General features: G+C 73.9%; 21 protein-coding genes. 13 read left to right on the top strand and 8 right to left on the bottom strand.

Annotation, left to right across the window (positions count from 1 at the left end; genetic code table 11):
- Window positions 1-13: 13 nt before the first annotated feature.
- Window positions 14-862, bottom strand: coding sequence for a YhjD/YihY/BrkB family envelope integrity protein (locus tag ACFY3U_RS01085; protein WP_387192825.1), 849 nt, complete (start codon window positions 860-862; stop codon window positions 14-16).
- Window positions 863-913: 51 nt separating this feature from the next.
- Between ACFY3U_RS01085 and ACFY3U_RS01080 the strand changes: the two genes are divergently transcribed.
- A complete protein-coding gene (locus tag ACFY3U_RS01080) occupies window positions 914-1060 on the top strand; it encodes a hypothetical protein (RefSeq protein WP_387192822.1) in 147 nt (48 codons plus the stop codon).
- Window positions 1061-1190: 130 nt separating this feature from the next.
- On the opposite strand, the gene ACFY3U_RS01075 is transcribed toward ACFY3U_RS01080, so the two are convergent.
- Window positions 1191-2240: an aldo/keto reductase gene (locus ACFY3U_RS01075; protein ID WP_387192819.1), complete on the bottom strand. Its 1050-nt coding sequence runs from the start codon at window positions 2238-2240 to the stop codon at window positions 1191-1193.
- Window positions 2241-2338: 98 nt separating this feature from the next.
- Here ACFY3U_RS01075 and ACFY3U_RS01070 point away from each other — a divergent pair, with 98 nt between their 5' ends.
- Complete coding sequence (locus tag ACFY3U_RS01070) at window positions 2339-2800, top strand: MerR family transcriptional regulator (protein ID WP_387192816.1); 462 nt, start codon at window positions 2339-2341, stop codon at window positions 2798-2800.
- 48 nt (window positions 2801-2848) lie between these two features.
- On the opposite strand, the gene ACFY3U_RS01065 is transcribed toward ACFY3U_RS01070, so the two are convergent.
- Entirely contained in the window at window positions 2849-3049 is a 201-nt protein-coding gene (locus tag ACFY3U_RS01065; protein ID WP_387192813.1) for a hypothetical protein, read from the bottom strand.
- 225 nt (window positions 3050-3274) lie between these two features.
- Here ACFY3U_RS01065 and ACFY3U_RS01060 point away from each other — a divergent pair, with 225 nt between their 5' ends.
- From ACFY3U_RS01060 to ispG, 6 genes are all read left to right on the top strand, one after another.
- Window positions 3275-3952, top strand: coding sequence for a HEAT repeat domain-containing protein (locus ACFY3U_RS01060; protein WP_387192811.1), 678 nt, complete (start codon window positions 3275-3277; stop codon window positions 3950-3952).
- Window positions 3946-4956, top strand: a complete 1011-nt coding sequence (locus tag ACFY3U_RS01055; protein ID WP_387192809.1) for a HEAT repeat domain-containing protein — start codon at window positions 3946-3948, stop codon at window positions 4954-4956. The genes ACFY3U_RS01060 and ACFY3U_RS01055 overlap by 7 nt, the downstream gene beginning before the upstream one ends.
- Before the next feature lie 109 nt (window positions 4957-5065).
- Window positions 5066-5464, top strand: a complete 399-nt coding sequence (locus ACFY3U_RS01050; protein WP_387192806.1) for a Uma2 family endonuclease — start codon at window positions 5066-5068, stop codon at window positions 5462-5464.
- A gap of 43 nt (window positions 5465-5507) precedes the next feature.
- The gene (gene dxr / locus ACFY3U_RS01045) at window positions 5508-6719 is read left to right on the top strand and encodes a 1-deoxy-D-xylulose-5-phosphate reductoisomerase (RefSeq protein ID WP_387192804.1); all 1212 of its coding nucleotides are present in this window, start codon (window positions 5508-5510) and stop codon (window positions 6717-6719) included.
- Window positions 6719-7957 carry a M50 family metallopeptidase gene (locus tag ACFY3U_RS01040; RefSeq protein WP_387192801.1) on the top strand — a complete coding sequence of 413 codons (1239 nt, stop codon included), beginning with the start codon at window positions 6719-6721 and terminating at the stop codon, window positions 7955-7957. The genes dxr and ACFY3U_RS01040 overlap by 1 nt, the downstream gene beginning before the upstream one ends.
- 9 nt (window positions 7958-7966) lie before the next feature.
- On the top strand, window positions 7967-9142 hold the full coding sequence (gene ispG / locus ACFY3U_RS01035) for a flavodoxin-dependent (E)-4-hydroxy-3-methylbut-2-enyl-diphosphate synthase (RefSeq protein WP_387192798.1): 1176 nt from the start codon (window positions 7967-7969) through the stop codon (window positions 9140-9142).
- A gap of 64 nt (window positions 9143-9206) precedes the next feature.
- On the opposite strand, the gene ACFY3U_RS01030 is transcribed toward ispG, so the two are convergent.
- Window positions 9207-9794: a PadR family transcriptional regulator gene (locus ACFY3U_RS01030; protein ID WP_387192795.1), complete on the bottom strand. Its 588-nt coding sequence runs from the start codon at window positions 9792-9794 to the stop codon at window positions 9207-9209.
- A 131-nt stretch (window positions 9795-9925) separates the two neighbouring features.
- Between ACFY3U_RS01030 and ACFY3U_RS01025 the strand changes: the two genes are divergently transcribed.
- The 5 genes from ACFY3U_RS01025 to ACFY3U_RS01005 all read left to right on the top strand — a co-directional run bounded on the left by ACFY3U_RS01025 (window position 9926) and on the right by ACFY3U_RS01005 (window position 18131).
- Window positions 9926-10765: a GNAT family N-acetyltransferase gene (locus ACFY3U_RS01025; RefSeq protein ID WP_387192792.1), complete on the top strand. Its 840-nt coding sequence runs from the start codon at window positions 9926-9928 to the stop codon at window positions 10763-10765.
- A 249-nt stretch (window positions 10766-11014) separates the two neighbouring features.
- Window positions 11015-11767 carry an ATP-binding cassette domain-containing protein gene (locus ACFY3U_RS01020; RefSeq protein ID WP_387192789.1) on the top strand — a complete coding sequence of 251 codons (753 nt, stop codon included), beginning with the start codon at window positions 11015-11017 and terminating at the stop codon, window positions 11765-11767.
- On the top strand, window positions 11764-13914 hold the full coding sequence (locus ACFY3U_RS01015) for a YhgE/Pip family protein (RefSeq protein WP_387192786.1): 2151 nt from the start codon (window positions 11764-11766) through the stop codon (window positions 13912-13914). Before ACFY3U_RS01020 ends, ACFY3U_RS01015 begins: the two co-directional genes overlap by 4 nt.
- A gap of 65 nt (window positions 13915-13979) precedes the next feature.
- The gene (locus ACFY3U_RS01010) at window positions 13980-14573 is read left to right on the top strand and encodes a TetR/AcrR family transcriptional regulator (RefSeq protein WP_387192785.1); all 594 of its coding nucleotides are present in this window, start codon (window positions 13980-13982) and stop codon (window positions 14571-14573) included.
- A 75-nt stretch (window positions 14574-14648) separates the two neighbouring features.
- Window positions 14649-18131, top strand: coding sequence for an ATP-binding cassette domain-containing protein (locus ACFY3U_RS01005; protein WP_387192782.1), 3483 nt, complete (start codon window positions 14649-14651; stop codon window positions 18129-18131).
- 84 nt (window positions 18132-18215) lie between these two features.
- Here ACFY3U_RS01005 and ACFY3U_RS01000 read toward each other — a convergent pair whose 3' ends face one another.
- From ACFY3U_RS01000 to ACFY3U_RS00985, 4 genes are all read right to left on the bottom strand, one after another.
- A complete protein-coding gene (locus ACFY3U_RS01000) occupies window positions 18216-19283 on the bottom strand; it encodes an NADH:flavin oxidoreductase/NADH oxidase (protein ID WP_387192780.1) in 1068 nt (355 codons plus the stop codon).
- 105 nt (window positions 19284-19388) lie between these two features.
- Complete coding sequence (locus ACFY3U_RS00995) at window positions 19389-20684, bottom strand: dicarboxylate/amino acid:cation symporter (protein ID WP_387194095.1); 1296 nt, start codon at window positions 20682-20684, stop codon at window positions 19389-19391.
- A 206-nt stretch (window positions 20685-20890) separates the two neighbouring features.
- Complete coding sequence (locus ACFY3U_RS00990) at window positions 20891-21616, bottom strand: DUF998 domain-containing protein (RefSeq protein WP_387192777.1); 726 nt, start codon at window positions 21614-21616, stop codon at window positions 20891-20893.
- Window positions 21609-22574: a glutathione S-transferase family protein gene (locus tag ACFY3U_RS00985; protein WP_387192774.1), complete on the bottom strand. Its 966-nt coding sequence runs from the start codon at window positions 22572-22574 to the stop codon at window positions 21609-21611. Before ACFY3U_RS00985 ends, ACFY3U_RS00990 begins: the two co-directional genes overlap by 8 nt.
- Window positions 22575-22624: the final 50 nt, after the last annotated feature.

Here is a 22624-nt window from a genome sequence, read left to right as displayed (position 1 = left end):
GCAAACCTCTTGATCAACTCGTCGCGGGGGCGGATCGGGCGCGGGCGGCGCGCCAGTTGGACAGGGCCAGGGTGGCGGAGTAGCCGGCCAGCACGATCACGTGGAAGAGGTAGAGCCAGAGCAGGACGGCCACCCCGCCGCCGATCGCGTCGAAGCCGCCGAACGGCACGCCCAGGTTCAGCGGCAGCGAGCAGAACAGCACGAAACCGTGCAGGAAGCCGGACAGGTTCGCCGCGGTGAACGAGCCCACCCCCAGCGTCGACACCCAGTCCGGCGAGGCCGGGCCGACCACCCGGAACACCCACATCAGCACCGGCGTGAGCACCAACCACACCGCCAGGAACGACAGCACGATGCCGAAGAAACCCACCCAGCCGCCCTGCCGGACCAGCCCGGTGGTGGTCGGCAGCGCGATCAGGATGGACAGCAGCAGGGCCGGCGCCGGGGCGAGCAGCGGCAGCAGCAACAACCGGCCGCGCCAACCCACCAGGCTCTCGTCGGTGCCCGAGCGGGCCACCGAGACGAACGCCCGGCGCAGCCCCTCACCGTAGAGCGACGCCGGCAGCAGCGACGCCAACGCCAGCACCGGGGTCAACTCCACCCCGGCGTTGACCAGCGCGTCCACCGCCCGGGGGGCGCCGATCGCGTCCGGCAGGGTGTGCACCGCGTACGAGGTGAGCCGGCGCACCCGTTCCCCGCCGGCCAGCAGCGCGGTCAGCCAGATCGCCAGCAGCGCGACGGGCACCACGGCGATCGCCCCGTAGAAGGTGATCGCGGCGGCGTGCAGGGACAGGTCCCGGCCGCGTACCGGTCGGAACGCGCCGCTGGTGATCCGCTTCGTGCGCTGCCATGCGTGGCCCATCGCGATCTCCTTCCCCCTCCGGGAGCGGCGCACGCATTACGATCCCGCGTCATGACGGTGCTCAGCACGCAACGGCTGGTCGTCCGGGACTGGACGGACGCGCCGACGGACCTGGCACGGATCTACGACAGCTACTCCCGTACCGAGGTCACCCGCTGGCTCGCGGTGGCCAGCGGTGGGCTGGCACCTGCACCCTGACTAGTGGGGCCACGGGTACGCCACCGAGGCGGCCCGGGCGGCGCCGGCACCGTGAACTCGTCAGGCCGGGGTCCCTCCGCCCGGGATGATCCGGGCGGCCCGGCCACGTCGACGAGCCCGAGTGCCGCCCTCAGGCGGCGGCGCGGTCGGCCACCGGGCGACGGCGCAGCGCGGGTTCGGTCAGCGACGGCGGGCGCCAGGCACCGTCGGCGCGGTACAGATCGGTACCGGGCGGAACGATCTCGTCGATCCGGTCGAGCGCGGCGTCGTCCAGGGTCAGTGCTGCGCCCTTGAGCGTCGCGTCGAGCTGCGCCATGGTGCGCGGCCCGATGATCACCGAGTCGACCGCGGGATGCGCCAGCGGGAAGGCCAGGGCCAGCTCGGGCAGCGTGCACCCGATGTCGGATGCCAGCTCGACGAGCTGCTCCACCACGTCCAGCTTGCGCGCGTTCTCCTCGATCGACGGGTCGAACCGGGCCGGGGTGAGCGCGGCGCGGCCGGCGGACATGTCCACCGGCTGCCCCCTGCGGTAGCGGCCGGTCAGAAAGCCGGAGGCGAGCGGACTCCAGGTCAGGACGCCCATGCCGTAGCGTTGGGCCACCGGGAGCAGGTCGGTCTCGATCCCTCGGGCGAGCAGGGAGTACGGGGGCTGCTCGGTCCGGAACCGGTGCAGGCCGCGCCGCTCCGCCACGTGGTGCGCCTCGACGATCTGCTCGGCCGGGAAGGTCGAGCAGCCGAAGGCGCGAATCTTGCCCTGCCGAACCAGATCGGTGAGCACGGACAGGGTTTCCTCGATGTCCGTCGTGGCGTCCGGCCGGTGCACCTGGTAGAGGTCGATCCAATCGGTGCGCAGCCGACGCAGGCTCTCCTCCACCTCCCGGACGATCCAGCGCCGGGAGTTGCCGCCGCGGTTGCGTCCCTCGCCCATCGGGAAGTGCACCTTGGTGGCGAGCACCACGTCGTCGCGGCGGCCCTGCAGCGCCTTGCCGATGATGGTCTCGGACTCGCCGGCGGAGTACACATCCGCGGTGTCCACGAAGTTGATTCCCTGGTCGAGGGCGCCGTGGATGATCCGCGCGCAGTCGTCGTGGTCGGGGTTGCCCACTAAGCCGAACATCATGGTGCCGAGGCAGTGCACACTCACCTCGATGCCGGTACGGCCGAGGACGCGATACCGCATGTGGTGCTCCCTGTGGTCGTCGGGCACCAGTGGTGGGCCCGCTGATCCGCACGGTAGTAGCTGGAGCAGACTCTAGGTCAACCCTTAGGGTGAGCCTCGTGTCCGACGTCGTCCGGGGCCTGAGCATCGGCGAGGTCGCCGAGCGCACCGGGCTGAGCGTGCACACGCTGCGGTTCTACGAGCGCGAGGGCCTGCTGGCCAACGCGGTCCAGCGCGATCCCGGTGGGCGCCGGGTCTATTCCGAGGACGACGTGGGCTGGCTCACCGTCTGCGTCATCCTGCGCGGCTCCGGCATGCCGTTGCCGGTCATCCGGCACTACACCGAGCTGGTCCGCGCCGGCGGCGGCACCGAAGCGGAACGCCTGATCCTGCTGCGGGAGCACCGGGAGCGGGTCCTGGGCCAGATGGACCAGCTCCGCAAGTGCCTGGATCTGATCAACTTCAAGGTCGGGGTTTACGAGGACGCGCTGGACCAGCAGGGCGTCTTCTCCGCCGTCGACACCACGCCGGCAGTTGACCCGAGGCTGACGGGTGTGCGGTACCGGGACCGGCGAGGCTAGGCGGCCAGGCCGGAGGCCAGCAGGATGGGCCGCCGGGGCGGGTGCGCCCTAGCCCTCGGACTCGGGCGTCTTGCGCAGCCACAGCCATACGCCCGCCAGGGCGAACGCCGCTCCTGCGACCGCGATGCCGACCTTCGCCACGCCAGAGAGGTCGTCCAGGAACGGGAAGGCGCGCGAGGCGACCAGGGCCAGGAACGCCACGAGTAGCAGGACGACGGCAAGGACGCGCTGTCGGTTCATGAGTGACATTTGATCATGGCGGGTCAATGGGCGCTGCGTCGGGCGAGGCAACGGTTGCGATGTGGAACGGATGCCGGGTGACCGCGTTGGTCGGTCGAGGCGGTGCGGCCGGCGCACCGACCGGTGCGGTGGCGAGGAGTGGGAAAGCTTCGTCAGCCTGCCGCCTGATCCATCCCCGGCTCTTGACCTTGTCACTGTGGCAGGGTCTTCACTGGGCGTCGGGGGTGGTCGACCGTGGACTCTACAGACGGGCAATCGCCGGAGTTTCGGCTGCGCGACGCGCTGGCCGCCGGCAGCGTCTCGACGCGGCTCAAGGCAGCGCTGGCGATCGGTACGCGGCCTGAGCCCGGCCTGGTGGACACGCTGGTGGCGCGGTGCGCGATCGAACCGGACTTCTTCGTGCGCGACACGCTCACCTGGGCGCTGACCCGGCTGCCGGCGGAGATAACCGTGCCGAGGCTGCTCGCGGAGCTGCGATCCGCCGACGCGCAGGCCCGCAGTCAGGCGTTGCACACCTTGTCCAAGATCGGGGACCGGAGCACGTGGCCCGCGATCACGCCGGCGCTGCTGCGCGACGCCGACGACCAGGTCGCGCGCACCGCCTGGCGTGCCGCCGTCGTCCTGGTCCCCGATGGCGAGCGGGCAACGCTCGCCGCCGACCTCGCCGGGCAACTCGGTAGGGGAGACCGGGAGGTACGGCGGAGTCTGAGCCGGGCCCTCGTCGCGCTCGGCGACGTGGTCGAGCCGATCCTGGGTACGGCGTCGACGTCCGACGACCCGGTGGTGCGGGCGCACGCCGTCGCCACCGACCGGCTGCTGCGCGACCCGGAGGCCGGCTTCGACCTCGCCCTCGACGAGGCGAGGCGGGTCGTCGCGCGCGGTCCCGACGAGGTGGGTACGGCGACGTGCTGATCGGCGAGGTGGCGCACCGGTCGGGGGTGAGCGCCCGGATGCTCCGGCACTACGACTCCCTCGGGTTGGTACGCCCGACCGGGCGTACCGTCGGCGGCTACCGCGAGTACACCCCGGCGGACGTCCGACGGATCTTCCACGTCGAGGCCCTGCGGTCACTGGGACTGTCGCTGCGCGAGGTCGCCCGCACGCTCGACGATCCGGAATTCGCCCCGTTCGCGCTGGTGGATGATCTGATCCGCCGGACCGAGGAACGCCTGCACCGGGAGCGCGAACTGCTCGACCGGCTCCGGGCGGTCGGTGCCGCCGAGCCCGCCGGGTGGCAGGACGTCGCGCGGATCGTCGAGCTGCTGCACGGGCTCGGCTCGCCGAGTGCCGCGCGGCGGCAGCAGGCCGTTCTGGCGCCGATCGAGCAGCCGCCCGGCGAGCTGCTGGCCGAGGCGCTGCTGGCCGAGGCGGATCCGCACGTCGCCGGTGCCCTGCGGTGGGCCCTGGAACGGGCCGGCGGCGAGGGCGTGGCGAGCCTGGCGTCCGGCATGGCCTCCACCGACGTGGACGTCCGACTTCGGGCGGTGCGGGCGCTGGCCCGGTTGCCCGACGACCGGGCGACCGCGGCGCTCACCGACGCGCTGGGGGACCCGGACCCGGCGATCCGCCGGCAGGCCGCGCTCGCGCTGGGCGCGCGGGGCGAGACGCGGGCGGTGCCGACGCTCCTCGGCATGGTGGTCGAGGGGACGAACGACGTGGAGGCGGCCGAGGCGCTGGGCGCGCTGGCCCGGGACCCGGCGTGGGCGGACCGCATCCTCCGCGCTCTGGCCGACGCACTCGTCACGCACGCTAGCGACCCCGCAGTCCGGATCCGCCTGACCCAGGCCCTCGCCGAGCTGCCCGACCAGCTCGCGCTCCCCCTCCTGCACCACCTGACGAACGACCCCCACCGCCCGGTGGCCCTCCTGGCGTCGACCCTCGCCACCCGCGTAGCACAACCCCCCAGCGCTGGTTGATCATGAGATTGACGGCGCCGGTGGAGATCCACACCACCGGTAACCCCATGATCAACGAGGCGGATCGGGCCAGGGTGCGGTGGGGACGGACCGGGTGTGCTGTGGCGGGGTGGGCGGGGCCAAGCTGTGGCTCTACCACGAGGTCAACATCGTCTCCGGTGATGATCTGTTCATTCCCGACATCGCCGTTCTGCGTTCCTCGGGATGGGGGCGGGTGGCGATGGACATCCGCGAGGCGGTGCTGCTGGGCGAGATCGTCTCGCCGGGCAATCGCCGGAAGGACGTCATCGACCGTCCCCGGGAGTACGCGGCGGCCGGGGTGCCGTTCTTCCTGCGGGTCGACCTGCGTAACCGGGTGCCCGCGATGGCGCTCTACGAGCTGGTCGAGGGGGAGTACCGACCTGTCTGCGCCGCCGCGGCCGGGGCGACCTTCGCGATGCGTGAGCCCTTCGAGTTCTCCGTCGACCCGGGTGACCTGCTCGACGAGGAGGCGGACGCCGAGGGCTGAGGCTCCCAGCGGGGGCACAGCTAGGGCGGGGCAGAATGGCGGCGTGACAACTCCCCGGGATCTCGTCCTGCTCGGTTCGACCGGGTCGATCGGCACCCAGGCGATCGACATCGTCAAGCGCAACCCGGACCGGTTCCGGGTGGTCGCGCTCGGCGCCGGTGGCGGCAACGTCGACCTGCTCGCCGCGCAGGCCCTGGAGCTGGGCGTGGAGGCCGTCGGGGTGGCGAAGGCGTCCGCCGCGCAGGATCTCCAGCTTGCCTTCTACGCCGAGGCGAGCCGGCGCGGCTGGGCCACCGGGGACTTCAAGCTGCCGAAGATCGTCGCCGGCCCGGACGCCATGACCGAGCTGGCGCAGTGGCCCTGCGACGTGGTGCTCAACGGGGTGGTCGGCTCGCTCGGGCTCGCGCCGACGCTGGCCGCGCTGCGCGGTGGTCGTACCCTCGCGTTGGCCAACAAGGAGTCGCTGGTGGCCGGCGGCCCGCTGGTGAAGGCCGCGGTGACGCGGCCGGGGCAGATCGTCCCGGTGGATTCCGAGCACTCGGCGTTGGCGCAGTGCCTGCGCGGTGGGACGCGCGGTGAGGTGCGGCGGCTGGTGGTCACCGCCAGCGGCGGGCCGTTCCGGGGCCGGCGGCGTGACGAGCTGACCGAGGTCACCCCGGAGCAGGCCCTGGCGCATCCCACCTGGAACATGGGCCCGGTTGTCACGATCAACTCGGCCACCATGGTCAACAAGGCGCTCGAGGTGATCGAGGCGCACGAGCTGTTCGACGTGCCGTACGCCGACATCACCGTGATGGTGCACCCGCAGTCGGTGATCCACTCGATGGTCGAGTTCGTCGACGGCTCGACCCTGGCCCAGGCGAGCCCACCGGACATGCGGCTGCCGATCGCGCTCGGCCTCGGCTGGCCGGACCGGGTGCCCGACGCGGCGTCCGCGGTCGACTGGACGACCGCGCACACCTGGACGTTCGCCCCGCTCGACGACGAGGCGTTCCCGGCGGTGGCGCTGGCCAAGGCGGCCGGCGAGGCGGGCCGCTGCCGCCCGGCGGTCTACAACGCGGCGAACGAGGAGTGCGTCGCGGCGTTCGTCGCCGGCCGGCTGCCGTTCCTCGGCATCGTCGACACCCTCGAGCGGGTCCTGGACGGAGCTCCCGACTTCGACGAACCAGGTACCGTCGAGGACGTGCTCGCGGCGGAGTCGTGGGCGCGCGCGCACGCGCAGGAGATCATCGCGGGATCGGAGAGGGAAGCCTGATGCTCAACGTACTGGGGATCGTGGCGATCGCCCTGGCGATCCTCGTCTCCGTGAGCCTGCACGAGGCCGGTCACATGCTGACCGCGAAGGCCTTCGGGATGAAGGTCACCCGCTACTTCGTCGGTTTCGGCCCGACGCTCTGGTCGTTCCGGCGCGGCGAGACCGAGTACGGCGTGAAGGCGGTCCCGCTGGGTGGGTTCTGCAAGATCGTCGGTATGACGCCCCAGGACGACGACGTCGAGCCGGGCGACGAGCCCCGGGCGATGTGGCGCTATCCGGTCTGGAAGCGGACGATCGTGATGTCCGCCGGCTCGGTGACGCACTTCCTCCTGGCCGTCGTCGCCATCTGGCTCTTCGCGATGTTCGTCGGGATGCCGAACAAGGACCTGCCCAACCCGCTGCCCGCGCACGTCAAGATCGTCGACTGCGTCATCCCCACCGACGCCCAGCGCGAGTGCGCCGCAGGCGACCCGGCCAGCCCCGCCAAGCAGGCCGGGCTGCGCGACGACGACAAGATCGTCGCGGTGAACGGGACGCCGGTGGCCGACTACGAGGAGCTGGTCAAGAAGGTGCGCGACCTGCCGCCGGGCAGGGCCACCATCCGGTACGAGCGCGACGGCGTGCAGAACGACGCCCAGGTGACCCTGGCCGCCGTGCAGCGCAGGCCGCTGGACGACCCGAACGGCGCGCCGAAGACCGTCTCCGCCCTCGGCGTCGCCGGCCCGTCGCTGCCGCCGGGCGTGCCGGCCACGGTGAAGTACGGCCCGATCGAGGCGATCCCGGCCACCGCCGGCTACACCAAGGATCTCGCGGTCGGCACCTACGAGGCGATGAAGCGGATCCCGGAGAAGGTGCCCGCCCTGTGGACCGCGGTCACCGGCGGCGAGCGGGACAAGGACACCCCGATCAGCGTGGTCGGCGCCAGCCGACTGGGCGGCGAGGCGCTGGCGGCCGGCTTCTGGCAGATGCTGCCCCTGCTGTTCATCTCGCTGAACTTCTTCGTCGGGGTGTTCAACCTGCTGCCGCTGCTGCCGCTGGACGGCGGCCACATCGCCATCGCCTGGTTCGAGCGGGCCCGCTCCTGGCTGTACGCCCGGATCGGTCGCCGCGACCCGGGTCGGGTCGACTACATGAAGCTCATGCCCCTCACGTACGCGGTGATCCTGATCGGTGGAGCGTTCACGCTGCTCACCGTCACCGCGGATGTCATCAATCCGATCACGCTCTTCACAAGGTGAGTGCCTGAAGTGACCGCTGTCAGTCTCGGTATGCCCGCCGTGCCGCCCCCGCCGCTCGCCCCGCGCCGGGCCAGCCGCCAGATCATGGTCGGCTCGGTGCCGGTCGGTGGGGGTGCGCCGGTCTCCGTGCAGTCGATGACCACCACCCTCACCTCCGACGTCAACGCCACCCTGCAGCAGATCGCCGAGCTGACCGCGTCCGGCTGTCAGATCGTCCGGGTCGCCGTGCCGAGCCAGGACGACGTGGAGGCGCTGCCGGCGATCGCGAAGAAGTCGCAGATCCCGGTGATCGCCGACATCCACTTCCAGCCGAAGTACGTCTTCGCGGCGATCGACGCCGGCTGCGCGGCCGTCCGGGTCAACCCCGGCAACATCCGGCAGTTCGACGACAAGGTCAAGGAGATCGCCAAGGCCGCCGGCGACGCGGGCGTGCCCATCCGGATCGGCGTCAACGCCGGCTCGCTGGACAAGCGGCTGCTCGCCAAGTACGGCAAGGCCACCGCCGAGGCGCTGGTCGAGTCGGCGCTGTGGGAGTGCTCGCTGTTCGAGGAGCACGGCTTCCGGGACATCAAGATCTCGGTGAAGCACAACGACCCGGTGGTGATGATCCGGGCGTACCGCCAGCTGGCCGAGCAGTGCGACTACCCGCTGCACCTCGGCGTGACCGAGGCCGGCCCGGCGTTCCAGGGCACCATCAAGTCGGCGGTCGCCTTCGGCGCGCTGCTGGCCGAGGGGATCGGCGACACCATCCGGGTGTCGCTGTCCGCCCCGCCGGTCGAGGAGATCAAGGTCGGCAACCAGATCCTGGAGTCGCTGGGCCTGCGCGAGCGCGGCCTGGAGATCGTCTCCTGCCCGTCCTGCGGCCGCGCCCAAGTCGACGTCTACAAGCTGGCCGAGGAGGTCACCGCCGGGCTGGAGGGCCTGCCGGTGCCGCTGCGGGTGGCCGTGATGGGCTGCGTGGTGAACGGCCCGGGCGAGGCCCGCGAGGCCGACCTCGGCGTGGCCTCCGGCAACGGCAAGGGGCAGATCTTCGTCAAGGGTCAGGTCGTGAAGACCGTCCCCGAGGCGCAGATCGTGGAGACCCTGATCGAGGAGGCGCTGCGGATCGCCGACGAGATGGGCGCCGACCTCCCCGAGGAGCTCCGCGCCCTGGTCCCCGGCGGCGCCACGGTCACCGTGCACTGACCGGCTCGTCGGAAAGGGCGGCCTCCCACGCGGGAAGGCCGCCCTTTCGCGTACGCCGGGACGCTCACTCGGATTCGGCGAGGATGGCGTAGAGCTTGCGGCGGGTCTCGTCGAGCACCTGGACCGCCCGCTCCCGCTGGTCGTCGGTGCCGGTGGCCATCACCTGCCGCAGCGCGTGCATCGCCTGGAAGCCGGCGTCCCGGACGTCGTGCCAGCTGTTGACCGTCTCCTCGGCGAACTCTGCCCACGGCGGGGTCTGCGCCGCGGTCACGGCCTCGTCCCGGCCGGCGTCGGTCAGGTCGAACCGCTTGCGGCCGCCGCCGGCCTCGTTCGTGCTGGCGACGATGGCCCCCTCGTCCTCCAGCAGCTGGAGGGTCGGGTAGATCGAGCCGGGGCTGGGCCGCCAGGCCCCGCCGGTGCGGGAGTCGATCTCCTGGATCATCTCGTAGCCGTGCATCGGCCGCTCGGTGAGCAGCGCCAGCACGGCGGCCCGGACGTTCGGCCGGCGTCCCCGGCCACGCCCGCGCCCGCCCCGGCCGCCGCCCCAGCCCCCGCCGCCCCAGCCGGCGGGACCGCCGGGCGGGACGGGTGGAAAGCCGAAGCCGCGGTGCCGGGCCTCGCGCAGCGCGTGGACCTGTCGATGGAATCCCATGATCTGATCCTTCCTTATCGTGTCGCTGATGCATCAACGATATATCGGCAAGCGGTCGCCGACAAGGCTGCGACGGAAGTTGTGCGTGGCTGCCCGGCGCGCCCCCCGGTCGATCTGGCAGGCTGGTAACCGTGCTGACGGTGCCGGTACGCCAGATCGGGGAGTCCGAGCGTCGTGCGGTCGAGCGGCTGCTCGACTGCGACCCGTTCGCCGGCGCCCAGGTCGCCGAGCGGGTGGCGGCGCGCGGTCTGGCCTGGTGGCGGGCCGAGGGCCGGGTGCTCGGGTACGGCACCCGGCGCAACCTGGAGTCGCTCTGCTGGCTCGGCGGCAACCTCACCCCCGTGCTCGCCTCGGAGCCGGCCGTCGCCGCCTTCGCCGAGCAGCTCGCCGCCGAGGAACGGATCTGCTCCTCGATCGTCGGTCGGGCGGACGCCGTGCTCGGCCTCTGGGACCGGCTGGCCGAGCACTGGGGGCCGGCCCGGGACGTCCGGGCCAATCAGCCGCTGCTGGCCACCGACGCGCTGCCGCAGGTGCCCGCCGACCCGGACGTGCGGCTGGTGCGCGCCGGCGAGGTGGACCGGCTCTTTCCGGCGGCGGTCGCCATGTACACCGAGGAGGTCGGCGTCTCGCCGCTGGCCGAGGACGGCGGCCGGGCCTACCGGCGCCGGGTGAACGACCTGGTCCGGGCCGGTCGGGCGTACGCCCGGTTCGTCGACGGCCGGGTGGTGTTCAAGGCCGAGCTGGCCGTGGTGACCCGGCGGACCGCCCAGGTCCAGGGCGTCTGGGTGGCCCCGGAGTGGCGGGGGCGGGGGATCGCCACCGCGGCGATGGCGGCGGTGGTGCGGGACGCGCTGCTGCGGGTGGCGCCGACGGTCAGCCTCTACGTCAACGACTTCAACCGGCCGGCCCGCCGGGTGTACGAGCGCTGCGGCTTCCGCCCTGTCGGCACCCTGGCCACCGTGCTCTTCTAGCTCTCCGCCCGCGCCGCCTCCGCCGTCAGTCGGCAAGATCGCCGCTCGATCCTGGATGTAGTGCCATCGCCTCGCCCGCGAGGCCACCACATCCAGGAAACTGCGCGAGATGCGGCGAAGTGGTCGCCGAGAGCGCGGCGCGGTCATGGCGGGGATCACGTCGTCCCACGCGTATCGAACCGGACGTCCGGCGTTATGCTGGTCATGTTTTTGTACTGACCAGTCAGTTTAGTGAAGTCGGGATGGGGCATGGTGATCGTCGAGGCCGTCGGGTTGGGTCTGCGAACCCGGCGCGGCTGGGTGTACCGGGACGTCGACCTCACCGCCGAGGCCGGTGAGCTGCACGCGGTGACCGGCCCGCCCGGCAGCGGGCGCACCTCGCTGCTGCTGGCGCTGGCCGGTCGCTTCCCGCACAACGTCGGCACCCTGCACACCCGGGGGCCGGCCGCGCTCGGCCAGGTGGCCGGGGTGCACGAGCCGGATCCCGCGCTCACCGTCGCCGAGCACATCCAGGAGCGGCTGCTGCTGCTCGGGCCGGTGCCGCGGCGTCGCCGGCAGCTGGTGCCGGTGGCCGCCGTCCGGGCGCGTCGGGCGTACCGCCGGGAGGCGTACGCCGCGGCGCTGGCCGGCGCCGGCTTCTCCGACGTACCGCTGGACCCGGACCTGCGCGGCCGGGACCTCACCCCGCAGCAGCGGCAGGTGCTCGGCCTGGTGCTGGCCACCCTGAGCGGCCCCAGCCTGATCGTCGCCGACGACGTCGACACCGGCTCCGACGCCGCCGAGCGGGCCTGGCTCTGGGACGCCCTGGCCCGCCTCTCCGACCAGGGGTACGCGGTCATCGCCAGCGCCCGCGCGGTCGAGCCCGGCGCCCGGGCGATCGTGCACCGGATCGGCGACCCGCAGCTGCCCTCCGTCACCGACCTGACCCTCCCGGCGGCCCCCGCCCCCCGAGGCCCCGCCGACGAACCGTCCACCCCCGACACCGCAGAGGTGACCCGATGAGTGTCCTGCGCCTGGCCCGCTTCGAGCTGCGCCGGATGACCCGGGGCCGGCTGCCGCGCGCCGCGCTCGCCGTGCTGACCGTCATCCCGCTGCTCTATGGCGCCCTCTACCTGTACGCCTTCTGGGACCCGTACGGAAACATGAACCGGATCCCGGTGGCCCTGGTCAACTCCGACCGGCCGGCCACCGCCGGCGACGGCACCGTGGTGCACGCCGGCGACGACCTCACCGACGAGCTGCTCGACCGCAAGGTGTTCGGCTGGACGGTGACCGACCCCGAGGACGCCGACGCCGGCCTGCGTACCGGCCGCTACCACCTGGTCTTCTCGATCCCGGCGGACTTCTCCGCCACCCTGGTGGCCAGCCCGGAGCCGGACCGGCCGGCCCGGCAGGGCGAGCTCAAGGTGGTCAACGACGACGCCACCAACTACCTCTCCGGGCTGCTCGCCCGCTCCGCGTTCAGCGAGATCCGGGCCGCCGCCGCGGAGAGCACCGCGACCGGCTACTTCGACAAGATGCTGGTCGGCTTCACCGACGCCAAGGCGGAGACCGCCCGGGCCGCCGACGGCGCGGGCAAGCTCGCCAACGGGCTGGGCACCTCGCAGGACGGCGCGGGCCGGCTGGCGACCGAGCTCGACCGCGCCGCGGCCGGGGCCGGGCAGATCTCCGACGGGCTGGACCGCTCCGCCGCCGGCGCCGACGACCTCGCCACCGGGCTGGACCGGCTGCGGACCGCCTCGGTCCAGCTCGCCGACGGCAGCGCCCAGGCCGCCGCGCAGACCCGGGCCGCCGCCCGGCAGGTCGACGCCGCCGTGGACCGCTACGAGCCGGTGCTGCGGGAGAACGCCGACACCATCGGCAAGGCGGCCACCGCCATCGCGGCCGGCGCCGACGCGCTCGCCGCCGGCCTCGACACCCTGCCGGCGAAGGCCGACGAGGCGGTGGACGCGGCGCAGCAGGTGCGTGACCGGCTGGACGCCGTGGTCAAGGCGCACCCGGAGCTGGCCGACGACCCCGCCATGGTGGCCGCCCGGTCCGCCGCCGACAAGGCCGTCGCCAGCGCGAAGTCCGTGGCCACCGCGCTGGACCGGACCGACCTGCCGGCGCTCAAGGCGCGGATCACCAAGGCCGCCGACACCGCCCGGGAGGTGGCCGCCGCCGCCCCGCACCTCGCCGACGACGTGGCCGGCGCCCGGGCCAAGGTGGACCAGTTGGCCGACGCGCTGGACAAGATCGCCGACGGCAACGCGAAGCTGCGCGACGGGATCGGCGCCGCCGACACCGGCGCCGGCCAGCTGCGCGACGGCCTGTTCAAGCTCGCCACCGGCGCCCGCGACCTGGACGGCGGCCTGGCGCAGCTCTCCGGCGGCAGCGACAAGCTCGCCGCCGGCCTGACCAAGCTGGAGGGCGGGGCCGGCCAGCTCGCCGACGGGCTCGCCGCCGGGGAGAAGAAGATCCCCGGGTACGACGACGCGAGCGCCCGCTCCGGCATCCTCGGTGACCCGGTCTCGCTGGACCGGCAGTCGCACCACCCGGCGGGCGTGTACGGGGTGGGCTTCGCCCCGTACTTCCTCGCGCTGGCGCTCTGGGTCGGCGCGATGATCACGTACATGCTGCTGCGGCCGGTGAACCGGCGGAACGTGATGTCCGACGCGGCCGCCTGGCGGGTCGCGCTCGCCGGCTGGCTGCCCGCCGCGGCGATCGGGCTGGCCCAGGCCGGGGTGCTCTTCGCGGTGGTGACCCTGGTGCTCGGGCTCGACCCGGTGCACCCGGCCACGACGCTCGGCCTGCTCGCGCTGACCTCGCTGGCGTTCACCGCGATCATGCAGTGGCTCGGCGCCCAGCTCGGCCCGGCCGGCCGGCTCGCCGCGCTGGCCCTGCTGATGCTCCAGCTCACCTCGTCCGGCGGCACCTACCCGGTGCAGACCTCGCCCGGCTTCTTCCAGACCGTCCACCCGTGGCTGCCGATGTCCTATGTGGTGCAGGGGCTGCGGCATACCGTCAACGGTGGCCCGACCGACGCGGTGGTCACCGGCGCGCTGGTGCTCGCCGCCTTCGGCGCCGGAGCGCTGTCGCTGACCGTGGCCGCCACCCGGCGGTCGCGTCGGCTGACCCCGGCCAAGCTGCACCCCGAGCTGACCATGTGAGGATGCAGGCGGAACGGCACGCCCGCCGGCCGGTGGCCGGCGGGCGGGAACACGGGGGAGGACCAGTGACGGACGGACGGTCGCGGCGGCGCGAGGACACCCGGCAGCGGCTCTTCGTGGCGGCGGTGGAACTCATCGCCGAGCAGGGCTTCTCCGCCACCACGGTGGACGACATCGCGGCCCGGGCCGGGGTGGCCAAGGGCACCGTCTACTACAACTTCGAGTCCAAGACGGTGCTCTTCGAGGAGCTGCTGCGGCACGGCATCGGGCTGCTCACCGCCGACTTCCGGGCCGCCGTCGACGGCCTGCCGCCGCGGGAGGCGCTGGCCGCGCTGGTCCGGGCCGAGCTGGAGTACATCCGCCGCTACCGGGCCTTCGCCCAGCTGCTGCTGTCGGAGATGTGGCGGACCAACCGGGAGTGGCAGCAGACCCTGCGGCTGCTGCGCGGCGAGGCGATCGAGGTGATCGCCGAGACCGTCCGGGCCGGGGTGGACAGCGGCGACCTCCCCGCCGACCTGGACGTGCGGACCGCCTCGTCGGCGCTGTTCGGCGTCGGCCTGGTGGTGGCGGTGGACTGGCTGGTGTTCCAGCCCGAGCGGCCGATCACCGACGTGCAGGAGGCGCTGCTGGGCATCGTCCGCCGGGTCGCCCAGACGTAATTACGTTGAGTTGCCGGGCCGGAACGACGAGGCTGGGGTCACCGCCCCCACCACCCGAGTCCGGAGGACCGTTCCATGCGCCTGCTCCGCGACCTCTGGGTCACCGCGCCCCGTCGGCTGGCGGCGGTCCTGCTGCTGACCGTGCTGGGCGCCGGTGGCCAGGCCGCCGCCTCCGCGCTGGCCGGGCCGGTGCTGGTGCACCGCTCGTCCGGCTGGTTCCTGGCGTTGGCCGTGGCGCTGGTCGCCGCGGTCCTCACCGACCTGCTGATCGGGCTGATCATGGCCCGGCTCACCGCCGACTGGTCGGCCGACGTGCGCCGCCGGCTCTGCCGGATCGCGCTCGGGCAGGAGCTGCCGGCGCTGGAGACCACCCCGGTCGGCGAGCTGCTCGACCGGATCGACAACGACGTCTACCAGGTCGCCGCCGAGCTGCGGAACACCGGCGTACGGCTGGCCTGGGGCATCGCCGTCTGCGTGCTGTCGGCGGTCAGCGCGCTGGTCGTCTGGTGGCCGGCCGGCGTCGGGATGGTGCTGCTCACCGTCCTGCTCGCCGTCGTGCTGCGCCGGCCCACCGCCCGCATCTCCCCGGCCCGGGTGGCCGAGGAAGAGGCCTGGTCGGACCTGGCCGCGGTGATGGAGGAGGCGGTGCACGGCCAGGACGACGTGCGCACCAGCCTCGCCCGGCCGTACGTGCTGCGGCTCTACGCGCGCCGGGCGGCCGCCGTGATCTCCCGGGGGGACCGGGTGTTCCGGCTCTCCGGCCGGGTCACCGCGCTGGCCACCGGCGGTGTCCGGGTCGGCATCGCCGGCGTGGTGCTGGGCGGCGCCTGGGCGCTGGCCACCGGCCGGGTGGACGCCGCCCGGCTGACCGCCGTCTGGCTGCTCGCCATCGCGTTCGGCGCCACCGTGGAGCACATCGCCCGCTGGGTGCCGCACCTGCAGCAGGCGTTCGGCGCGTGGGCCCGGGTGCAGCTGCTGGCCGGGTCGCGGCAGGAGCCGGTCGGCGGCGCCGCCCCGGCCGACGGGGACCTGACCGTCCGCGGGCTCACCTTCCGCTACCCGGCGACCGGGGACGACCGTGGCCCGGCGCTGCGGGACGTCCGGCTCGACTTCGCCCGGGGGCGGTCGTACGCGCTGGTCGGTCGCACCGGCTCGGGCAAGTCGACGCTGGCCAAGGTGCTCACCCGGGCGGTGGAGGTGCCCCGCGGCACGGTGTTCCTCGGCGAGACCGACCTGGTCGACCTGGACGTCGAACAGCTGCGCCGGTGGATCGCCGTGGTGCCGCAGCGCACCGAGATCCTCGCCGGCACGCTCGCCGAGAACGTCGCCCTGTTCGACCCTGAGCTGCTCGGCGACGCGGAACGGGCGCTGCTCGAGTTGGGGTTGGCCGGCTGGATCGCCGAGCTGCCCGACGGGGTGCAGACCCGGCTGGGCGAGGGTGGGCACGTGCTCTCCGCCGGCCAGGAGCAGTTGGTGGCGTTCGCCCGGATCCTGGTCCGGGACCCGCACGTGGTGATCCTCGACGAGGCCACCGCCCGGCTCGACCCGGTCACCGAGAACCGGGTCCGGCAGGCCACCGAACGGCTGCTCACCGACCGGATCGGCATCGTCATCGCGCACCGGCTCTCCTCGGTGCGCCGCTGCGACGAGGTGGTGGTGATGGCCGACGGCGCGGTGCTGGAGGCCGGCCCGCTGCGCGAGTCCGCCCACTTCGCCGAGCTGCTCGCCACCAGCCACGCCGGGGCGTACGCCGGCACCGGCCCGCGGCGCGGCGGCGTGGAACTGCTCGACGCGCCCGGCTGGGCCGACGAGCCCGCTCCGAGCGCCACGCCCGCGCCGCCGGCCGCGGTGGCGCGCGCCGAACCGCCGCCGGCGCCCCCCGTGCCGCCCGCGCGGACCATCCGGGAGATCCTCCGGCTCGGCTTCAACGACCCCCGGTACGGCCTGGCGGCGATCGGCCTGTTCGTCGTGCTCACCCTGCTCGGGCTGGACGGCTCGGTGCTGCCCTGGCTCTGGGCCGAGGTGGTCGGCGGCGGCGACCCGTGGCTGCCGGCGCTGGGCATCGCGGCCGCGCTGCTGGTGGTGCTGCCGCTGCCCTACCTGACCAACGTGTGGTTCCCGCACTGGTGGATCCGGCAGATGCTGCGGATCAGCGCCCGGCTGGTGCACGGGCAGACCGGCGCGCGCCGGGTCAGCGGGCACACCCCGGCCGAGGTGGTCGCGCAGGGCGGCGACACCGACCGGGTGGTGCAGCTCGCGGACAACCTGATGGACCAGTTCATCTCGGTGGCCATCGTGCTCGCCATGACGCTGGTCACCGGCAGCCTCGTGCCGGCGCTGTTCTTCGTCGGCACGATGGTGGTCTCCGGCCTGGCCGCGACCCTCTTCGGGCCCCGGCTGGAGCGCACCGCCGCCGGCACCGTCAAGGCGCGGGCGGCGTTCGCCACCGCGCTGGTCTCCGCGCTCTCCGCCGCCCGTACGGTCAAGCTGGCCGGCGCCACCGGCCCGGTGCTGGGCCACCTGGCCCGGCTGGACGCGGTGCGCAGCGAGCGGCAACGCCGCGAGATCGCCATGCAGGTGTGGGCCCGGTCCACCCCGTCGGTGGCCAGCGGGCTGCTGCCGATCGGGGCGTGGGCGCTCTACCTGGCCGGCGGGCTCTCCGCGGGCGCAACCCTGGTCGCGGTCTCCACGCTGGGCGCGGCCCGCTGGTTCGCGTGGACCACCGCGGCGCTGGTGTCGCAGTACCCGTCCGCGCGGGTGTGGACCCGGCGGACCGTGGCGATGACCGGGCTGGGCACCTACTCCGCGCCGGTGCCGGGGCTGGACCTGGCCGCCGGCACCGCGCCGGCGCCGGAGCCGCCCCCGCGACACCCGCTGCGCCGGCTGGAGCTGGCCGGCTTCGGGGCGCTGCACACCGACGGCACGTTGGCCGTCCGGGACGTCGACCTGACCGTCGAGCGGGGCCAGCTGGTGCTGGTGGTCGGGCCGGTCGGGTCGGGCAAGTCGTCGCTGCTGCGGGCGCTGGCCGGGATCGTGCACCACACCGGCTCGCTGCGCTGGAACGGCGAGCCGGTCACCGAGCCGGAGCTGTTCCTGCGCCCGCAGCAGGTCGGCTACGTCGGGCAGCTGCCCCGGGTGCTGTCCGGCACGGTGGTGGACAACATCGCCCTCGGCCACGACGTGGACGCCGGCGCCGCGGTGGCCACCGCCCAGCTGGAGCACGACCTGTCCGCCGCCGGCGGCGGGCTGGGGCTGCTGATCGGGCACAAGGGCACCCGGCTGTCCGGCGGGCAGCTGCAACGGCTGGCGCTGGCCCGGGCGCTGGCGCCGCGGACGGAGCTGCTGGTCGCCGACGACGTCTCCTCGGCGCTGGACGTCACCACCGAGCTGGCGCTCTGGGCCGCGCTGCGCGAGCACGGGGTGACCGTGGTCGGGTCCACGTCCAAGCGGGCGGCCCTGGTGCGCGCCGACCACGTGGTGGTCCTGACCGGCGGCACCGTCGCCGCCCAGGGCCCCTGGCACGACCTGGAGCACGCCTGGTCCCACCTGGCCGGCTGACCCGAGCCCTTGCGAGGCGCTGACGGAAAGAGTGGCCATCCGCCGTCGGATGGCCACTCTTCCAGGGAAGTGCGCGGGGGCAGGTCAGTGGGCGCGGGCGTACTGGGCGGGCCAGTCGGGGGTGGCGCCGAGCTTGGCGGCGGCGGTGCGCGGCCAGTACGGATCGCGCAGCAGCTCGCGGCCGAGCAGGACCAGGTCCGCCTCGCCGTCGGCGACGATCTGCTCGGCCTGCTCGGGTTCGACGATCAGGCCAACGGCGCCGGTGAGCACGCCGGCGTCACGGCGGATCCGGGCCGCCAGGGGCACCTGGTAGCCGGGGCCGACCGGGATGGTCGCCCGGGCCGCGGCCCCGCCGGAGGAGGCGTCCACCAGGTCGACCCCGGCGGCGGCCAGCTCGGCGGCGAGCGCCACGCTGTCGTCCACGGTCCAGCCGCCCTCGACCCAGTCGGTGGCGGAGATCCGGGTCAGCACCGGCACGTCCTCGCCGACCGCGGCGCGGACCGCCCGGGCCACCTCCAGGGTGAGCCGCATCCGGGCGCTCCGGTCACCGCCGTAGGAGTCGGTGCGGTGGTTGGTCAGCGGGGAGAGGAACTCGTGCAGCAGGTAGCCGTGCGCGGCGTGGATCTCCACCGCGGCGAAGCCGGCGTCCAGCGCCCGGCCGGCCGCGGTGGCGAACGCGGCCACCACGTGCGCGATGCCGGCCTCGTCCAGCGCGGTCGGCTGCCGATAGTCGGCCACGAACGGCTCGGCGCCCGGGCCGACCGGGGCCCAGCCGCCCTCGGCGTCCGGCACGCCGCCGCGCCGCGGCTCCCACGGCCGGTAGGTGGACGCCTTGAACCCGGCGTGCGCCAGCTGCACGGCCGGCACCGCGCCCTGGGCGGCGAGGAACCCGGTGATCGGCCGCCAGGCGTCGACGTGCGCGCCGGACCAGAGGCCGACGTCCTGCGGGCTGATCCGCCCCTCCGGCACGACCGCGGTCGCCTCGGTGACGATCAGGCCCGCGCCGCCGACGGCCCGCGAGCCCAGGTGGACCCGGTGCCAGTCGGTGGGCAGCCCGTCGGGGCCGGCACTGTACTGGCACATGGGGGCCATCGCGACCCGGTTGGGCAGGGTGACGGCCCGCAGGGCCAGCGGGGTGAACAAGGCGCTCATGCGGCGATTCTCCTTCAGCGGCGAACAGGCCCCGGTCCGGGGCCCGGTTGCGCGAACGGGTGCGTCTCCCGTCGCCGGAGCGACCGGAAACGCACCCGTCGATCGTCAGGCGGGGACCGGCTCCAGCCGGTCGGCCGGGCGCTCGGTCTCGTCGACGTCGTCGACCAGGTCACGCCGGCCGGCGGCGTCGTACGCGGACCGGTCCAGGATGCCCTCGCGGGCGGCGACCACGGTCGGCACCAGGGCCTGGCCGGCCACGTTGGTGGCGGTACGCATCATGTCCAGGATCGGGTCGATGGCCAGCAGCAGGCCGGCGCCGGCCAGCGGCAGGCCCAGCGTGCTCAGGGTCAGCGTGAGCATCACGATCGCGCCGGTCAGGCCGGCGGTGGCGGCCGAGCCGACCACCGAGACGAAGGCGATCAGCAGGTAGTCGCCGACGCCCAGGTCCACCCCGAAGACCTGGGCGACGAAGATCGCCGCCAGGGCCGGGTAGATCGCGGCGCAGCCGTCCATCTTGGTGGTGGCGCCGAACGGCACCGCGAACGATGCGTACTCGCGGGGGACGCCGAGCCGCTCGACGGAGCGCTGGGTCACCGGCATGGTGCCCACCGAGGAGCGGGAGACGAAGGCCAGCTGGATGGCCGGCCAGGCGCCGGCGAAGAAGCGCACCGGGTTGAGCCGACCGGCGGCGACCAGCACCAGCGGGTAGACCACGAACAGCACGATCGCGCAGCCGACGTAGACGGCGGTGGTGAACTTGGCCAGCGGGGCCAGCAGGTCCCAGCCGTACGAGGCGACGGCGTTGCCGATCAGGCCGAGGGTGCCGATCGGAGCGAGCCGGATCACCCACCAGAGCGCCTTCTGCACGATGGCCAGCACCGAGCGGTTGAGCGTCACGAACGGCTCGGCGGCCTCGCCGATCAGCAGCGCGGCGGCGCCCACCACCAGGGCGAGGAAGACGATCTGCAGGACGTTGCCCTCGACGAACGCGCCGACCGGGTTGGTGGGCACGATGCCGGTGAGGAAGTCCGTCCAGGAGCCGGTGGTCTTCGGCGGGGCGGCGCCGCCCACGTCCAGGGTCACCCCGCGGCCCGGGTTGGTGAGCAGGCCGAGGCCGATGCCGATGCTCACCGCGATCAGCGCGGTGACGCCGAACCAGAGCAGCGTCTTGAGCGCCAGCCGGGCGGCGTTGGCCACCCCGCGGAGGCTGACCACGCTGACCACGATGGCGGTGAAGACCAGCGGCGGGACGGCCAGCTTGAGCAGCTGGACGAAGAGCCCGCCGACGGTGTCGAGGGTGCTGGTCAGCCAGGCGAGGTCGTTGGCGCGGGCGAGGAAGCCGAGCGCCACACCGAGCACGAGGCCGAGCAGGATCTGCAGGGAGAAGGGGAATCTGCGCAGGGCGGAAGCCATGAGGATGCGTCCAAGGTCTGTCTGAGGGCGGTCGGGGGCAGCGTCAGGAGCGAGGCTGCGCCGGACAGACGCCGCTGGCCTGCAGTCGGAGGTCGACGTACAGGCGCACGGTCAGGTGCCAGACATTGGTCATCGCCTGCCCACGCTACTCCCGGCGGCTACTCGCCGGGAAGGGGCGGTCGTCGTGAGGCTCCTTACAGCCGCCGGTCCGTCCGGGCGGCGGGCGCGGCCCGACCGCCCGGGCCGGCGCCGTCGGGTCGGGCCGGCGCGGGGGCGGGCGTCCGGGGCAGGGCGAGCAGGGTCGCGGTGAGCAGCCCCCAGCCGACGGCCACCGCCAGCAACACCCGTTCCAGCCCGCCCACCAGCCCACCGCGCCCCACCGTCACCAGCGCCACCGCGATCGCCCCGGACAACGGCAGCGCCACCGCGGCGCCGAGCGTCCCGATGCGGCACAGCGCGGGCGACGCCACCGGCCGCAGCCGGAGCGCCAGCATCGCGAAGACCACCGCGGCCACCGCCGCGATGCTCGCGCCGCCGTGCACCAGGTCCGCCACGGTGGCCGCCTCGAACGGCGGCAGCGGGCAGCCGGCGCTGCAGGTCACCGCCCCGGACAGCAGGGTGAACAGGCTGCCGGTGGCGAGCAGGCCGGCGGCGATCCGGGCCGCCGGGGGCAGCGCCGTGGCGAGCAGCAGCAGCGCCGCGGCCACCGCGAAGATCCCGATCCGGTACGCCGGGGCGTACCGGCTGGTGGTGACGCCGGCCTCGCTGACGTACCCGGTCAGGCCCGGGCCGGGACCGGCGACCACCGCGACGGTCACTGCGACCGTGCCGGCGACCAGGCAGCCGGCGGCGGCCGACGCGGCGACCGCCCGGGCGGTCGTGCCGGGTGGCGCGGTGGTGCCGCCGGGTGGCTCAGCCACGCCCGTGCGGCGTGGTCCAGCCGGCGGTGTCCGGGCCGAGCGGCACGATGCCGGTCGGGTTGATCTCCCGATGGGTGGCGTAGTAGTGCCGCTTGATGTGGTCAAAGTCCACCGTCTCGCCGAACCCCGGGGTCTGGAACAGGTCCCGGGCGTACGCCCACAGCACCGGCAGCTCGGTCAGCTTCTGCCGGTTGCACTTGAAGTGCCCGTGGTACGCCACGTCGAAGCGGACCAGGGTGGTGAACAGCCGCACGTCCGCCTCGGTGATCGCGTCGCCCATCAGGTAGCGCCGCCCGGCCAGCCGCTCCGACAGCGCGTCCAGCCGGGCGAACAGCGCCGTGTACGCCTCGTCGTACGCCTCCTGGCTGGTGGCGAATCCGCACCGGTAGACGCCGTTGTTCACGTCCCGGTGGATCTCGGCCATCAGCGCGTCCAGCTCCGGGCGCAGCTCGACCGGGTAGAGATCCGGCGCGTCGGGGGAGTGGAACCGCCGCCACTCGGTGGAGAAGTCCAGGGTGAGCTGGGGGTAGTCGTTGGTGACGACCCGCCCGGTGAGCGTGTCCACCAGCGCCGGCACGGTCACCCGACCGGAGTAGTCCGGGTCGGTGGCCAGGTACGCCTCCGACAGGAACCCGATGCCGAGCACCGGGTCGAAGCCGTCCGGGTCCATGGCGAAGCGCCAGCCGCGCTCGTCCCGGATCGGGTCGACGGTGCCCAGCGAGATCACCTCGTCCAGCCCGAGCAGGCCGCGCACGATCCGGGCCCGGTGCGCCCACGGGCAGGCCCGGCACCAGATCAACCGGTAGCGGCCGGCCTCCAGCGGCCAGCGGTCCTGCTCGTCGGGGCCGCCGCCCTCCGGTGAGGTGGAGTGCGGGGTGACCCGACCGGTGAACCGGTTGGCCTGGCGGACGAACGCTCCGCTGCCGGCGGTCTCTGCGCTGAACTGGGCCCGAGCCATGCCACCAACCTAACCGCTGCGGGCGCGGATATCCTGGCGCCGGGCGCCCC

Origin of the sequence: Micromonospora sp. NPDC000089 (genome assembly GCF_042899365.1) — a bacterium.
Classification (GTDB): Bacteria; Actinomycetota; Actinomycetes; order Mycobacteriales; family Micromonosporaceae; genus Micromonospora.
This window is presented reverse-complemented; position numbering and strand designations above follow the sequence as displayed.

Bases quoted from the DNA above. Each gene is read 5' to 3' on its own strand.
- ACFY3U_RS01030 (WP_387192795.1), bottom strand. From the start codon at position 9,794: ATGGGATTCCATCGACAGGTCCACGCGCTGCGCGAGGCCCGGCACCGC.
- ACFY3U_RS01085 (WP_387192825.1), bottom strand. From the start codon at position 862: ATGGGCCACGCATGGCAGCGCACGAAGCGGATCACCAGCGGCGCGTTC.
- ACFY3U_RS01020 (WP_387192789.1), top strand. From the start codon at position 11,015: ATGGTGATCGTCGAGGCCGTCGGGTTGGGTCTGCGAACCCGGCGCGGC.
- ACFY3U_RS01075 (WP_387192819.1), bottom strand. From the start codon at position 2,240: ATGCGGTATCGCGTCCTCGGCCGTACCGGCATCGAGGTGAGTGTGCAC.
- ACFY3U_RS01015 (WP_387192786.1), top strand. From the start codon at position 11,764: ATGAGTGTCCTGCGCCTGGCCCGCTTCGAGCTGCGCCGGATGACCCGG.
- ACFY3U_RS00985 (WP_387192774.1), bottom strand. From the start codon at position 22,574: ATGGCTCGGGCCCAGTTCAGCGCAGAGACCGCCGGCAGCGGAGCGTTC.
- ACFY3U_RS01000 (WP_387192780.1), bottom strand. From the start codon at position 19,283: ATGAGCGCCTTGTTCACCCCGCTGGCCCTGCGGGCCGTCACCCTGCCC.
- ACFY3U_RS01040 (WP_387192801.1), top strand. From the start codon at position 6,719: ATGCTCAACGTACTGGGGATCGTGGCGATCGCCCTGGCGATCCTCGTC.
- ACFY3U_RS01005 (WP_387192782.1), top strand. From the start codon at position 14,649: ATGCGCCTGCTCCGCGACCTCTGGGTCACCGCGCCCCGTCGGCTGGCG.
- ACFY3U_RS01065 (WP_387192813.1), bottom strand. From the start codon at position 3,049: ATGTCACTCATGAACCGACAGCGCGTCCTTGCCGTCGTCCTGCTACTC.
- ACFY3U_RS01080 (WP_387192822.1), top strand. From the start codon at position 914: ATGACGGTGCTCAGCACGCAACGGCTGGTCGTCCGGGACTGGACGGAC.